The organism is Pantoea sp. EKM10T, from assembly GCF_011800685.1.
In the GTDB taxonomy this organism is placed as follows: domain Bacteria; phylum Pseudomonadota; class Gammaproteobacteria; order Enterobacterales; family Enterobacteriaceae; genus Pantoea; species Pantoea agglomerans.
Genome location: NZ_JAALEU010000012.1, coordinates 78,580 through 91,355 on the forward strand (window position 1 = coordinate 78,580; position 12,776 = coordinate 91,355).

The 12,776-nt window shown below is 56.1% G+C and carries 11 protein-coding genes; 2 read left to right on the forward strand and 9 right to left on the reverse strand.

Annotated features, from left to right (window positions below; all coding sequences use genetic code 11):
• Positions 1 to 67: 67 nt before the first annotated feature.
• Complete coding sequence (gene emrD / locus HFD95_RS19480) at positions 68 to 1,261, forward strand: multidrug efflux MFS transporter EmrD (RefSeq protein ID WP_305848888.1); 1,194 nt, start codon at positions 68 to 70, stop codon at positions 1,259 to 1,261.
• Here the strand turns inward: emrD and glpX are convergent.
• The 3 genes from glpX to HFD95_RS19495 all read right to left on the reverse strand — a co-directional run bounded on the left by glpX (position 1,251) and on the right by HFD95_RS19495 (position 4,754).
• Positions 1,251 to 2,261, reverse strand: a complete 1,011-nt coding sequence (glpX, locus tag HFD95_RS19485; RefSeq protein WP_167430626.1) for a class II fructose-bisphosphatase — start codon at positions 2,259 to 2,261, stop codon at positions 1,251 to 1,253. The two genes, emrD and glpX, sit on opposite strands and share 11 nt — an antisense overlap.
• A 96-nt stretch (positions 2,262 to 2,357) precedes the next feature.
• Positions 2,358 to 3,869: a glycerol kinase GlpK gene (gene glpK, locus HFD95_RS19490; RefSeq protein ID WP_010672072.1), complete on the reverse strand. Its 1,512-nt coding sequence runs from the start codon at positions 3,867 to 3,869 to the stop codon at positions 2,358 to 2,360.
• A 30-nt stretch (positions 3,870 to 3,899) separates the two neighbouring features.
• Positions 3,900 to 4,754: an MIP/aquaporin family protein gene (locus HFD95_RS19495; protein WP_010258182.1), complete on the reverse strand. Its 855-nt coding sequence runs from the start codon at positions 4,752 to 4,754 to the stop codon at positions 3,900 to 3,902.
• A gap of 405 nt (positions 4,755 to 5,159) precedes the next feature.
• Here HFD95_RS19495 and zapB point away from each other — a divergent pair, with 405 nt between their 5' ends.
• Complete coding sequence (zapB, locus tag HFD95_RS19500; RefSeq protein WP_003851242.1) at positions 5,160 to 5,399, forward strand: cell division protein ZapB; 240 nt, start codon at positions 5,160 to 5,162, stop codon at positions 5,397 to 5,399.
• Between the two features lie 53 nt (positions 5,400 to 5,452).
• Here the strand turns inward: zapB and rraA are convergent, their stop codons facing one another.
• The 6 genes from rraA to priA all read right to left on the reverse strand — a co-directional run bounded on the left by rraA (position 5,453) and on the right by priA (position 12,615).
• Complete coding sequence (rraA, locus tag HFD95_RS19505) at positions 5,453 to 5,938, reverse strand: ribonuclease E activity regulator RraA (protein WP_009088032.1); 486 nt, start codon at positions 5,936 to 5,938, stop codon at positions 5,453 to 5,455.
• Positions 5,939 to 6,096: 158 nt separating this feature from the next.
• Complete coding sequence (gene hslU, locus HFD95_RS19510; protein WP_089415163.1) at positions 6,097 to 7,434, reverse strand: HslU--HslV peptidase ATPase subunit; 1,338 nt, start codon at positions 7,432 to 7,434, stop codon at positions 6,097 to 6,099.
• 10 nt (positions 7,435 to 7,444) lie between these two features.
• Positions 7,445 to 7,975 (reverse strand): ATP-dependent protease subunit HslV, encoded by a 531-nt coding sequence (hslV, locus tag HFD95_RS19515; RefSeq protein WP_010258174.1) that lies wholly within the window; start codon positions 7,973 to 7,975, stop codon positions 7,445 to 7,447.
• Between the two features lie 88 nt (positions 7,976 to 8,063).
• Entirely contained in the window at positions 8,064 to 9,065 is a 1,002-nt protein-coding gene (ftsN, locus tag HFD95_RS19520; RefSeq protein ID WP_045139512.1) for a cell division protein FtsN, read from the reverse strand.
• Between the two features lie 152 nt (positions 9,066 to 9,217).
• A complete protein-coding gene (gene cytR, locus HFD95_RS19525; protein WP_010672069.1) occupies positions 9,218 to 10,255 on the reverse strand; it encodes a DNA-binding transcriptional regulator CytR in 1,038 nt (345 codons plus the stop codon).
• 164 nt (positions 10,256 to 10,419) lie between these two features.
• Positions 10,420 to 12,615 carry a primosomal protein N' gene (gene priA, locus HFD95_RS19530; RefSeq protein WP_010672068.1) on the reverse strand — a complete coding sequence of 732 codons (2,196 nt, stop codon included), beginning with the start codon at positions 12,613 to 12,615 and terminating at the stop codon, positions 10,420 to 10,422.
• Positions 12,616 to 12,776 lie beyond the last annotated feature (161 nt).

Sequence of the window (12,776 nt, forward strand, 5' to 3'; positions counted from 1 at the left end):
TAACAAGATGACTGGCGGGTGAACCGCTGTTTTAACCTCCTTTCACAGAAAGAAATTTTGCATAATCATGATGACTAAACTCGAAAATCGCCCGCTGCTGGTGATGCTCATTGTGCTGGTGGCAGTAGGGCAGATGGCACAGACTATCTACGTCCCGGCGATGTCGGTGATGGCGGATGCTCTGAATGTGCGGGATGGCGCGCTGCAGCGTGTGATGGCGGCCTATCTGATGACCTATGGCGGATCCCAGCTGGTCTATGGCCCGCTGTCAGACAGCATCGGTCGTCGTCCGGTGATCCTGGCGGGCATGATGATCTTTATGATCGGCGCAATTACGGCACTGATGGCGACGTCGCTCGATATGCTGGTGTTCGGCAGCGCTGTTCAGGGACTGGGCACCGGCGTAGCTGGCGTGATGGCCCGCACCATGCCGCGCGATCTCTACGAGGGGCACGCACTGCGCCGCGCTAACAGCCTGCTTAATATGGGCATTCTGGTCAGCCCGCTGCTGGCGCCAGTGATTGGTGCACTGCTGACGCAGCTCTTTGGCTGGCACGCCTGCTTTGCCTTTCTGCTGCTGCTTTGTCTGGCGGTAACCGTCTCAATGGCACGCTGGCTGCCGGAGACCCGACCGCAGAGTGCGGAAGTGACCCCTTTCTTTAAACGCTACGCCCGCCTGCTCAGCGACGCGAATTTCGTTCGCTACATTGTGCTGCTGATTGGCGCGCTGGCCGGGATTGCGGTATTTGAGTCGAGCTGTGGCGTTCTGCTGGGCGGCGTGCTCGGCCTGCATAGCCTGACCGTCAGCATCCTGTTCATCCTGCCGATTCCGGCAGCATTTTTTGGTGCCTGGTTTGCCGGTCGCGAGCAGGGTTCATGGCACAGTCTGATGTGGTGGGGCGTAAATAGCTGCCTGCTGGCGGGCATCCTGATGTGGATCCCGGCATGGTTCGGCGTGATGAATATCTGGACGCTGCTGGTTCCGGCTGCGCTGTTCTTCTTTGGGGCTGGCATGCTGTTCCCGCTGGCGACTTCAGGCGCGATGGAGCCTTATGCCTGGCTGGCGGGTAGCGCGGGCGCGCTGATTGGCGGGATGCAGAATCTGGGATCGGGCCTGGTGGCGTGGCTGTCAGCCATGATGCCGCAGCGCGATCAGTTCAGCCTTGGCATGCTGATGTTCTTCACGGCGCTGGTGATGCTGCTCTGCTGGTTGCCGCTCTCACGTCAGCCGGAGCGCGGCAACCAGCCGGTTACAGGATAAAGGGATGGAGCGCCGGATCTTTACGGTCGAGATAGTGAATCGACTGAATACGGCGGATGGTGCGTGATTTACCGCGAATCAGCAGGGTCTCGCTGGTGGCGATATTGCCCTGACGCGTAATGCCTTTCAGTAGTTCGCCACTGGTAATGCCGGTGGCGGCAAACACCACGTTGTCATTGCGTGCCATCTCATTCAGCATCAGCTTTTTGCCCGCTTCAATCCCCATCTCTGCGCAGCGCTGCAGCTCCTGCTCACCCAGCAGACGGTTTTCAGCGCTGTCGCCTTTCACGTGGTGACGCGCCAGTAACCGGCCCTGCATATCCCCATCCAGCGCGCGGATCACCGCCGCAGAGACCACTCCTTCCGGTGCGCCGCCGATGCCATACATCACATCCACTTCGCTGTCCGGCATGCAGGTCAGAATGGAGGCGGCGACATCGCCATCCGGGAAGGTAAACACCCGCACGCCCAGTTGCTGCAACTGACTGATCACTGCGTCATGACGCGGCTTTGCCAGAATCGATACGGTTAGCTGTGATAGCGGCTTATTCATCGCGATGGCGATATTAAGCAGGTTGGTCTCCAGCGGCAGGTCGAGATCGATCTCTCCACGCGCTGCGGGGCCAACAATCAGTTTTTCCATGTACATGTCGGGTGCGTGCAGAAAGCTGCCCTTATCGCCTACAGCCATCACCGCCAGCGCATTAGCCTGGCCAAGCGCCGTCATGCGGGTGCCTTCAATCGGATCGACCGCAATGTCGACCGCATCGCCGCGGCCGGTACCGACTTTTTCACCGATATAGAGCATCGGAGCTTCGTCGATTTCGCCTTCACCGATCACAATCTGACCGTCGATTTCAATGGAGTTCAGGACATGACGCATGGCATGGACAGCCGCGCCGTCAGCCGCATTTTTGTCGCCGCGTCCTAACCAGTGATAGCCTGCCAGGGCGGCAGCTTCGGTTACGCGGGAAAATTCAATGGCAAGTTCTCGTTTCATGGCATCTACCTGACAAAAAACAGGCAGGCAGTGTAACACAGCGGGGGAGTGGAGCGGGGAAAAGGCCCGCGACAGCAACGGTCGCGGGCATTGATATTACTCTTGTTCTTCCCACGCCTGGGCGCGGGCTACAGCTTTTTTCCAGCCAGCATAACGGAAGTTACGCTCGGTGGTTTCCAGGCTTGGACGGAATTCACGCTCAATAACCGCTTTAGAGCGGACTTCATCCAGATCCTGCCAGAAGCCGACGGCCAGACCTGCCAGATAAGCAGAACCCAGCGCGGTGACTTCACGCACTTCCGGACGCTCAACACGAGTGCCGAGGATGTCAGACTGAAACTGCATCAGGAAGTTGTTGGAAACCGCGCCACCATCGACACGCAGCGCCTGCAGGCGGGTGTTGGCATCGTTCTGCATCGCTTCCAGCACGTCGCGCGTCTGATAAGCGATAGACTCCAGCGTCGCACGGATGATGTGGTTAGCATTAGCACCACGGGTCAGGCCGAAGATAGCACCACGGGCATACGGGTCCCAGTAAGGGGCGCCCAGACCGGTGAAAGCAGGCACCATGTAAACGCCGTTGGTGTCTTTCACTTTCATCGCAAAGTATTCAGAGTCAGCAGCTTCACTGATCAGCTTCATCTCATCGCGCAGCCACTGAATAGAGGCGCCACCGATAAACACAGCCCCTTCCAGTGCATAGTTCACTTCACCGCGCGGGCCACAGGCGATAGTGGTCAGCAGGCCGTGCGTTGAAGTTACCGCTTCAGTACCGGTGTTCATCAGCATAAAGCAGCCGGTGCCGTAGGTGTTTTTCGCCATGCCAGGCTGAACACAGAGCTGGCCATACAGCGCAGCCTGCTGGTCACCGGCAATACCGGCGATTGGAATACGTGTACCGCCTTTACCGCCGATGTTGGTCTGACCATAGACTTCAGAAGAGGACTTCACTTCTGGCAGCATTTCACGCGGGATATCCAGGATATCCAGCATACGCTGATCCCACTCCAGCTTATGGATGTTAAACATCATGGTACGGGAGGCGTTGGTATAGTCGGTGATATGCACGCGGCCCTGGGTCATTTTCCAGACCAGCCAGGTATCGACGGTACCAAACAGCAGCTCGCCACGTTTTGCTCGCTCACGAGAGCCTTCAACGTGATCCAGGATCCACTTCACTTTGGTTCCGGAGAAGTAAGGGTTAATCACCAGACCGGTGGTGTGCTGGATATACTCTTCCAGACCCTCTTTCTTCAGTTTGTGACAGTAGTCGGCGGTGCGGGGATCCTGCCAGACGATGGCGTTGTAGATCGGCTTACCGGTCTCTTTTTCCCAGACGATAGCGGTTTCGCGCTGGTTGGTGATACCGATTGCCGCAATCTCATCAGAGCGGATGTCGGCATGGGCCAGCACTTCAACCAGCGTTGAGCTTTGTGAAGCCCAGATATCCATTGGATCATGTTCAACCCAGCCCGCTTTCGGGTAGATCTGGGTGAATTCGCGCTGCGATACCGCGACGATATTAGAGTCGTGGTCGAGAACGACGGCGCGGGAGCTGGTTGTGCCCTGATCGAGCGCGACAATATATTTTTTATCTGTGGTAGTCATAAATTCTGTCCTGATGATAAAAGGTGAAACTTACGCTTTACGCTGCTGAGCGCGTGCAACCGGTTTGTCTGCTGGAACGCTTGCAGGTTCCTGGGCGGTACCTGGCAGGTAGCGACCAATCAGTGTGCGATAACCTACTGCACCCAGGCAGGCACCGACCAGCGGGCCAAAAATCGGCACGAGGAAGTAAGGGATGTCACGACCACCGGTAAAGGCAACGTTACCCCAGCCTGCCAGCCATGCGAAGATCTTCGGTCCGAAATCACGAGCCGGGTTAAGGGCGAAGCCGGTCAGAGGACCCATGGAGCCACCGATAACCGCAACCAGCAGGCCAATCAGCAGTGGAGCCAGTGGGCCACGTGGAATGCCGTTGCCGTCATCCGTCAGACCCATAATGACCGCCATTAATACTGCAGTGATGACCATCTCAACCAGGAAGGCCTGGCCGACACCGATATGTGGATTAGGGTAGGTTGAGAAGATGCCTGCCAGGTCGAGACTTTCAACCGTGCCGCGCACCATCTGGTGGCTCTGCTCATAATCAAAAAACAGGCTGTAGTAGAGACCGTATACCAGCGCCGCGGCACAGAAGGCACCGGCAATCTGCGATACGATATAAGGCAGAACTTTACGTCCTTCAAAATTAGCAAACAGGCAGAGTGCAACGGTGATTGCCGGGTTCAGGTGCGCGCCCGAAATGCCTGCGGTAAGGTAGGCGGCCATGGAAACGCCAAGACCCCAGATGATGCAGATTTCCCACTGACCGAAGGCGGCACCGGCGAGTTTCAGTGCAGCCACACAGCCTGCGCCAAAGAAAATAATCAAGCCTGTCCCCAGAAATTCGGCAATACACTGACCTTTGAGCGTGTTAGTTGTCTGACTCATAATAGTGGTTCCTGAAGCGAGGTTAAATTTTATCAGTTTTTGTTCTCATTCCATGAGGCACCCAGCTTTAATGTAGGGCTGGTGTGAATTTATCGTTAACGAACATAAACGAGAAATAGCGAAATCGTTTTTTGTGTACTGCGTCATAAAAATGCGCGTTTTCGCGTATTCTGGCTTTCCTTAGCCAATATTCGCGCCTGATGACGGGGATAACGCACCCGTACCAGAAAGCCGTCGCAGTCAGCGCAGCGTAAATTCAGGGATTGGCTGAAAAGTGTTACAGACTACGCCCGCAGCGGCCGCGTTGCTGGACTTGCGGGGTGAGGCTACATACAATCGGGACAACGTTGCTGGCTTAAGCTGGCATCATCAACGCCTTGCAGGAATTTAGGAGAGGTCAGAAAGATGTCATTTGAAGTGTTTGAGAAACTGGAAGCGAAAGTACAGCAGGCGATTGATACCATCACCCTGTTGCAGATGGAAATCGAAGAGCTGAAAGAGCAGAACAACTCACTGCGTAACGATGCGCAACAAGTCGCGGGCAACCACGATGCGCTGATGCGTGAAAATCAGCACCTGAAAGAAGAGCAACACGTGTGGCAGGAACGTCTGCGTGCATTGCTGGGAAAAATGGAAGAGGTTTGAAGCCTCAGCTGATGTGAAAAACGGGTGCTCAGGCACCCGTTTTCATGTCTGGCCTATTCGAGGTCCAGCGCATCCTCTGACAGAATGATACCGGTGTTGTCGGCATAGAGATGGTCGCCGGAGAAGAAGGTGACGCCGCCGAAATTAACGCGCACATCGCTTTCGCCAATTCCTTCACCCGCAGCGCCTGCCGGAATCGCGGCAATTGCCTGAATGCCAATCTCCAGCTCTTCCAGCTCATCAACCTGGCGTACCGAACCGTAAATCACCAGACCTTCCCACTCGTTGGTTGCCGCCAGACGTGCCAGCTGCGCATCCACCAGTGCACGGCGCACTGAGCCGCCGCCATCAATCACCAGTACCCGACCCCGGCCATTCTCTTCCAGCAGATCGTAAAGTAAGCCGTTGTCTTCAAAGCATTTCACTGTGGTAATCTGACCACCGAATGAAGTGCGCCCACCAAAATTTGAAAAAAGCGGTTCAACAACATTCACTTCTTCATGGTAGATATCGCAGAGTTCAGATGTATCGTATTTCATAAGGGTTTCGTCTGTTTGCCACAGGAAGGGTAAGTATATCGCTATATGCAGATTGTTGGCAAAATCATCAGTATGAAAAAAGCATCGTTCGATCAAGAACATGCATAAAAAAGCCCAGCCGGGTTGGCTGGGCTTCTGAAAAGCGCTGAATCAGTGGATCAGAGAATGAAGCGGCTAAGGTCTTCGTCAGCCACCAGTTCATCCAGATGTTTACCGACATAATCAGCATCGATGGTAACGGATTCACCATGACGATCGCTGGCGTCATACGAAATATCTTCCATCAGACGCTCCAGCACAGTATGCAGACGGCGCGCACCGATGTTTTCGGTGGTTTCGTTGACCTGCCATGCGGCTTCAGCGATCCGGCGAATACCCTCTTCGGTGAACTCAATGTTCACGCCCTCGGTATTCATCAGGGCTTTGTACTGCACGGTAATCGAGGCATTCGGCTCGGTCAGGATGCGCTGGAAATCGTTCACGGTCAGCGCCTGCAGCTCAACACGGATGGGCAGACGACCCTGCAGTTCCGGGATCAGATCGGATGGGCTGGCAACCTGGAACGCGCCTGAGGCGATAAACAGAATGTGGTCTGTTTTCACCATACCATGCTTGGTGGAGACGGTGCAGCCTTCCACCAGCGGCAGCAGGTCGCGCTGAACGCCTTCGCGTGAGACATCCGGGCCGCCAGCATTCTGGCCGCCGCGCTTACAGATTTTGTCGATCTCATCGATAAACACGATACCGTGCTGCTCAACGGCATCAATCGCGTCCTGCTTAAGCTCTTCCGGGTTAACCAGTTTGGCCGCTTCTTCTTCGATCAGCAGCTTCATCGCGTCTTTGATCTTCAGCTTGCGGGCTTTCTGCTTCTGGCCGCCGAGATTCTGGAACATTGACTGCAGCTGGCTGGTCATCTCTTCCATGCCCGGAGGGGCCATGATTTCGACGCCAGGGCTGCTGGCGGCCAGGTCGATCTCAATCTCTTTATCGTCCAGCTGGCCTTCGCGCAGCTTCTTGCGGAACGACTGGCGTGCTGCAGAGGGTTCAGCGCTCTGCTCTGACTGGCCCCAGTTGTTTTTTGCTGGTGGAATCAGCACATCAAGAATGCGCTCTTCCGCCATCTCTTCGGCACGATATTTGTTCTTTTCAATCGCCTGACTGCGCACCATCTTAATGGCCGAATCGGTCAGGTCACGAATGATAGAGTCCACTTCCTTACCGACATAACCGACTTCGGTAAATTTGGTCGCCTCTACTTTGATAAACGGCGCATTGGCCAGCTTAGCCAGACGACGCGCGATCTCGGTTTTACCGACACCGGTCGGACCGATCATCAGGATATTTTTAGGGGTCACTTCATGGCGCAGCTCTTCGTCGAGCTGCATGCGGCGCCAGCGGTTACGCAGTGCAATAGCCACGGCGCGCTTAGCGCTCTCCTGGCCGATGATAAAGCGGTTCAGTTCGCTGACGATTTCGCGAGGAGTCATCTCAGACATATTTATACCCTTACGACTTAGACGTTAATTCTTCGAAATTAACGTTGTGGTTAGTGTAGATGCAGATATCACCCGCGATATTCAGCGACTTTTCGACGATGTCGCGTGCGCCCATCTCGGTATTTTCCAGCAGCGCACGTGCCGCTGCCTGGGCGAAAGGCCCACCGGAGCCGATGGCGATCAGATCGTTTTCAGGCTGGATGACGTCACCGTTACCGCTGATGATCAGTGAAGCTGATTCATCTGCGACGGCCAGTAAGGCTTCAAGGCGACGCAGCATACGGTCAGTACGCCAGTCTTTAGCGAGTTCCACCGCAGCTTTCACCAGATGGCCCTGATGCATTTCCAGTTTACGTTCGAAAAGTTCAAACAGGGTGAAGGCGTCTGCGGTGCCGCCAGCAAATCCGGCAATCACTTTATCGTTGTATAAACGACGCACTTTTTTAACGTTGCCTTTCATCACGGTATTGCCGAGCGTAGCCTGGCCATCACCGCCAATCACTACCTGGCCGTTGCGTCGTACACTTACTATTGTTGTCACGGGCAGACCCCTTGTTGCAGTCGGAAAAGGACTCCGCGCACCGGGCGCGGAGTATCATGCAACAGATATGGGGCGGGTTTGACGGGTTTCAACCCCCGACGGAGAGCGGAATACAGCTGGAGTGTCCGGAACTGCGCAGGCGCTTCAGGGTGCTGTCAGCGGAGGCGCGGTCTTTATAAGGACCGATAACCACACGATTCCAGCCGCCACCGGTAGTGATACGGCTTTCAAATCCTTCAAAGGCTAATCCTGCGCGCACCGATTCGGCCTGGTCAGTACCCTTAAACGAACCACACTGCACCATCCAGCGCTGCGAAGAGGCTTTCTCCGCCGGTTTCGCTTTCGCGGTCTCCTGCGGTTTTGGCTGCACTTCCGGTTCACGCGTAACAGGTGCTGGCTGCGTCTGGCGCTGTACGTTTTGCTGCTGCTGCTGCTGCTGCTGCTGACGTTGCTGTTGTTGTAATTGCTGCTGTTGCTGGCGCTGTTGTTGTTGCTGCAACTGCTGCTGGCGTTGCTGTTGCTGCTGAGCCTGCAACTGCTGACGTTGCTGCTGAACCTGTTGCTGCTGCTGTTGTTGCTGAACCTGCTGCTGCTGACGCTGCAGTTGTTGCAACTGCTGCTGATGCTGCAGTGTCTGCTGACGTTGCGCCGGCGTCTGTTCGTTCCACGGCACTTCGTTGAGCTGCGTCGGCTGCTGACGCATATCCGCCTGCATCTGCTCCAGCAACTGGCGCTGCTCGTCGGTCAGCTGTGTCTGCGACTTCACTTCGCCACCCGAAGAGGGTTCGATAGGTGTCGGCACAGTGACCTGACGGTTCTCCAGCTCTTTAATATATTTCCAGCGCTCTTCTGGCTTCGGCGGCAGGCCATTGCCGTTGGCTTTATGATCCGTAATGACCGGCACGTCCTCTTTTTTGTGATGCGCCAGGAACCATAAACCACCGGCAAAGGTCACCAACACTGCGACCGCCAGTACAATCATCAATTTAGATGTTCCCGAACCGCCTTTGCTCTTCTTGCCACGGCTGGGGCTTTTTTTGCGACGCGTCCCTGTTGAACGCCCGCGGCCTACGTAATCTTTTTGTGCCACTCTCGTTCTTATACCCTTCAAAAATAGTGCCAGATGGGCGAAATGATGATTTTTACGCGCCCGGCAAGGAGTCCGCCATGTTACTTAAGGGTCGGAACTTTGACCAGCAGTGTTCGCCTTAAGAATCTACTGAAAAAATCAGACAAATACGCTTATTTTTCACGCTTTTTTGCTCGCGCCGTGCTGCCACGAATGGTTAAACCGGCATCCAGCAGCCGCGATCCGCTGATGACCCGTTTGCCATTTAACTCATCCAGCAGCAGAAGCATCGCTTCCCGGCCTATCTGGTAACGTGGCTGCGTGACCGTGGTCAGCGGCGGCTCGCAGTAACGTGATAGCTCAATGTCATCGAATCCGACCACAGAGAGGTCCTCCGGTATCCGCAGTCCGCAGCGCCGGGCCTGATTCATCGCCCCAAGTGCCATAATATCGCTGTGGCAGAAGAGCGCGCGCGGCGGTTGCGGCAGGGTCATCAGCTGATTCATGGCGGCAACGCCCGCTTCAAATGTGAAGTCACCGCGCACAATATAGGTAGGATCGACCGTCAGCCCGCTGCGACGCATCGCCTGGACATACCCCTGCAAACGATACTGGCAGAGCGGCATCTCTTCCGGCCCGGCGATACAGGCGATATGTGTGTGACCCAACTGCAGTAAATGATTTACCGCTTCAAATGCGGCGGTCAGGTTATCGATGTGGACAGTGGGCAGTGACATTTCCGGCGCAAACTCATTCGCCATTACCATAGGCGGCAAGTTGCGTTGCTCATCAATGCTGGCATCAAAAGGCAACTTTGAGCCGAGCAGCACCATGCCATCGATCTGTCGCGTCACCATCAGGTTGAGAAAAGTTCTCTCCTGCTGATTCTGATGCGCGCAGTCACCAATCAGCACCAGATAGCCCTCTTCGGCTGCCGTAACTTCAACGCCTCGGATGATTTCACTAAAGAAGGGATCGCAGATGTCAGGGACAATGACCAGGATGGTACGCGTCTCATTACGACGGGCGTTGCGCGTGGGGCCATGTGCCGCGTAGCCGACGGCGGCAACCGCCTGCTCGACTTTCTGGCGGGTGGCCGCAGAAACCTTCTCCGGATTCATCAGCGCACGCGATACGGTGGCGGTTGAGACGCCCGCATGTTCCGCAACATCTTTCATCGTGGCGGCGGGCGGTTGTTGATTCTGCTCCAACACATGCTCCTGACGCGTTATGGCGCGTTCAATTCTGTTTCTGCCTGACCTGAAGGCAAACCGGGCAACATTGTTAACGATTGCCCGGCTGGTTGTTACTTAATTTGCATAAAAATTGTGACTTATGCGACATTTTTCGATCTGGCTCGCAGTGTCAGCTTAAATCAGCTCTCGGTAGGGTCGATATCCAGCGTCCATTTCACTTTGCGCGCCGCGGGCAGTGTTGAAACCAGCGGCAACGAACTGCTCAGCAACTGTTGCAGACGCTGCCGGGAAGGATGCTGCAGCAGCAGTTGCCAGCGCCAGCGTCCACTGCGTTTTGGCTGCAGTGCAGGCAACGGACCCATAAACCACATCGCCTTATCGTTCAACGGGCTTGCCTCCAGCAAATTACGGAGTTGTTGCAGGAATTCCGCCGCCTGCTGGTTATCCATATCTTCAGCGCGGAACAGCGCATGGCGGCTCCAGGGCGGCAGATGGACTGCCTGTCGCTCCAGTAAGGCCTGCTGGGCGAACGCCGAATAGCCCTGGTGCAACAGCGTCTGCAGCAGCGGATGTTCCGGATGGTGAGTCTGCAGCAACACCTCGCCCTGTTTGCCGGCACGGCCAGCACGACCGGCGACCTGGGTGTAGAGCTGAGCGAAGCGTTCCGCCGCACGAAAATCGGCTGAGAACAGCGCACCATCGACATCCAGCAGCGACACCAGCGTAACATCGGGGAAGTGGTGGCCTTTGGCCAGCATCTGGGTGCCGACAAGGATTCGTGCGCCGCCGCGATGAACGTCAGCCAGATGCTGCTCCAGCGCACCTTTGCGGCTGGTGGTATCACGATCGATTCGCGACACCGGCACGCCAGGGAAAAGTGTGCCGAGCTGCTGCTCCAGTTGCTCAGTCCCGACGCCTACCGGTAGCAAATGGGTTGAACCACACTGCGGGCATTGGTTAGGCAGCGGACGCTGGCTGTCGCAATGGTGGCAGCGTAGCTGGCGATGGTGCTGATGCAGCGTGTAATAGCGGTCACAGCGGGTACACTCAGCAATCCAGCCGCAATCATGACAGAGCAGGGCGGGCGAAAAGCCGCGGCGGTTAAGAAACAGCAGCACCTGATTATCGGCCTGCAGATGCTGGCGCATTTTACCAATCAGGCCAGGTGCCAGACCGCCGATCAACTGCACGCCTTTTAAGTCGATAAGCTGTTGCAGTGCCGGTCTGGCATTGCCGGCGCGTTTTGTCAGGTCGAGCTGGCGATACTTGCCGCTGCGGACATTGTGCAGCGTCTCCAGAGCAGGGGTCGCCGATCCCATAACAATCGGGATATCCTCTTCATGTGCGCGGAAGACGGCCAGATCGCGCGCCTGATAGCGCCAGCCTTCCTGCTGTTTATAGGAGCTGTCATGCTCTTCATCGATAATAATTACGCCAGGACGGGCCAGTGGCGTAAACAGCGCCGATCGGGTGCCAATCACAATCGCCGTTTCGCCGCGCCGCGCACGTAACCAGACCGCCAGCCGCTCACTGTCATTTAATGCGGAGTGCAGCACATCAATGGGCGCATCAAAACGTTCGCGAAAACGGGCGATAGTTTGCGGGGTCAGGCCAATCTCCGGTACCAGCACCAGCGCCTGTTTACCGCGTGCCAGCACATTTTCCAGCACGCTGAGGTAAACCTCGGTTTTGCCTGAACCCGTGATGCCCGCCAGCAGCCAGGCTGCATAATGTTCATCATCTGCCCGAATCGCACCTACGGCCATCGCCTGATCGGTATTCAGCCGCAGACGTTCGCCTTTTACGGCATAAGTGGTACGCCAGTCGTGCATCTGCGGCTGATGCTCATGCAGTTCGCATAACCCTTTAGCGCGCAGCGCCTGCAGCGTCGCATCCGTGAGGTCATGTTCACTGACCTGATGACGATAGAGCGGTTGCTGACGCAGTGCAGCCAGCGCCTGCTGCTGTTTCGGTGCCCGCTTTAAACTTTCTGGCGCAGTCGCCCGACCCTGCTCGGTGATTTCCCAGCGCCATAAGGGATTGTCCTGCGCCGCTTTGCCCTGACGCAGCAGTACCGGAATAGCGTGACTCAGTACCTCTCCCTGCGGCGAATGATAATAGCTGGCGGCCCAGTTAAGGATGCGCCACAGCGATGCTGGATAGAGGGATTCACTATCCAGTACCTCGATCACGCGCTTGAGTTGTGCTTCCGGCAGATCGCTGCTGTCACGAAAGGCGACCACAATCCCGATCATCCTGCGATTGCCAAAGGGCACACTCACGCGACCACCAATGACCGGCTGCGCGCCCTGTGGCGGCAGATAATCAAACAGGCGGGGCAAGGGGACGGGCAGGGCGACCTGGACTACGGGCATAACTCTCTCTTTCCGGCTCAATGATCAGGGAAGCTAGTGTACACGCTGACCCTGATGGCGGGTATCTCAGCAGATATTTGCAGCAATCGAAACTTACCTGTATAATATGCCGCCTTCGGTGAGAAATATCTGGCCGGAGTACACCCTATAATGTTCAATCG

Bases quoted from the DNA above. Each gene is read 5' to 3' on its own strand.
- emrD (WP_305848888.1), top strand. From the start codon at position 68: ATGATGACTAAACTCGAAAATCGCCCGCTGCTGGTGATGCTCATTGTG.
- glpX (WP_167430626.1), bottom strand. From the start codon at position 2,261: ATGAAACGAGAACTTGCCATTGAATTTTCCCGCGTAACCGAAGCTGCC.
- glpK (WP_010672072.1), bottom strand. From the start codon at position 3,869: ATGACTACCACAGATAAAAAATATATTGTCGCGCTCGATCAGGGCACA.
- HFD95_RS19495 (WP_010258182.1), bottom strand. From the start codon at position 4,754: ATGAGTCAGACAACTAACACGCTCAAAGGTCAGTGTATTGCCGAATTT.
- zapB (WP_003851242.1), top strand. From the start codon at position 5,160: ATGTCATTTGAAGTGTTTGAGAAACTGGAAGCGAAAGTACAGCAGGCG.
- rraA (WP_009088032.1), bottom strand. From the start codon at position 5,938: ATGAAATACGATACATCTGAACTCTGCGATATCTACCATGAAGAAGTG.
- hslU (WP_089415163.1), bottom strand. From the start codon at position 7,434: ATGTCTGAGATGACTCCTCGCGAAATCGTCAGCGAACTGAACCGCTTT.
- priA (WP_010672068.1), bottom strand. From the start codon at position 12,615: ATGCCCGTAGTCCAGGTCGCCCTGCCCGTCCCCTTGCCCCGCCTGTTT.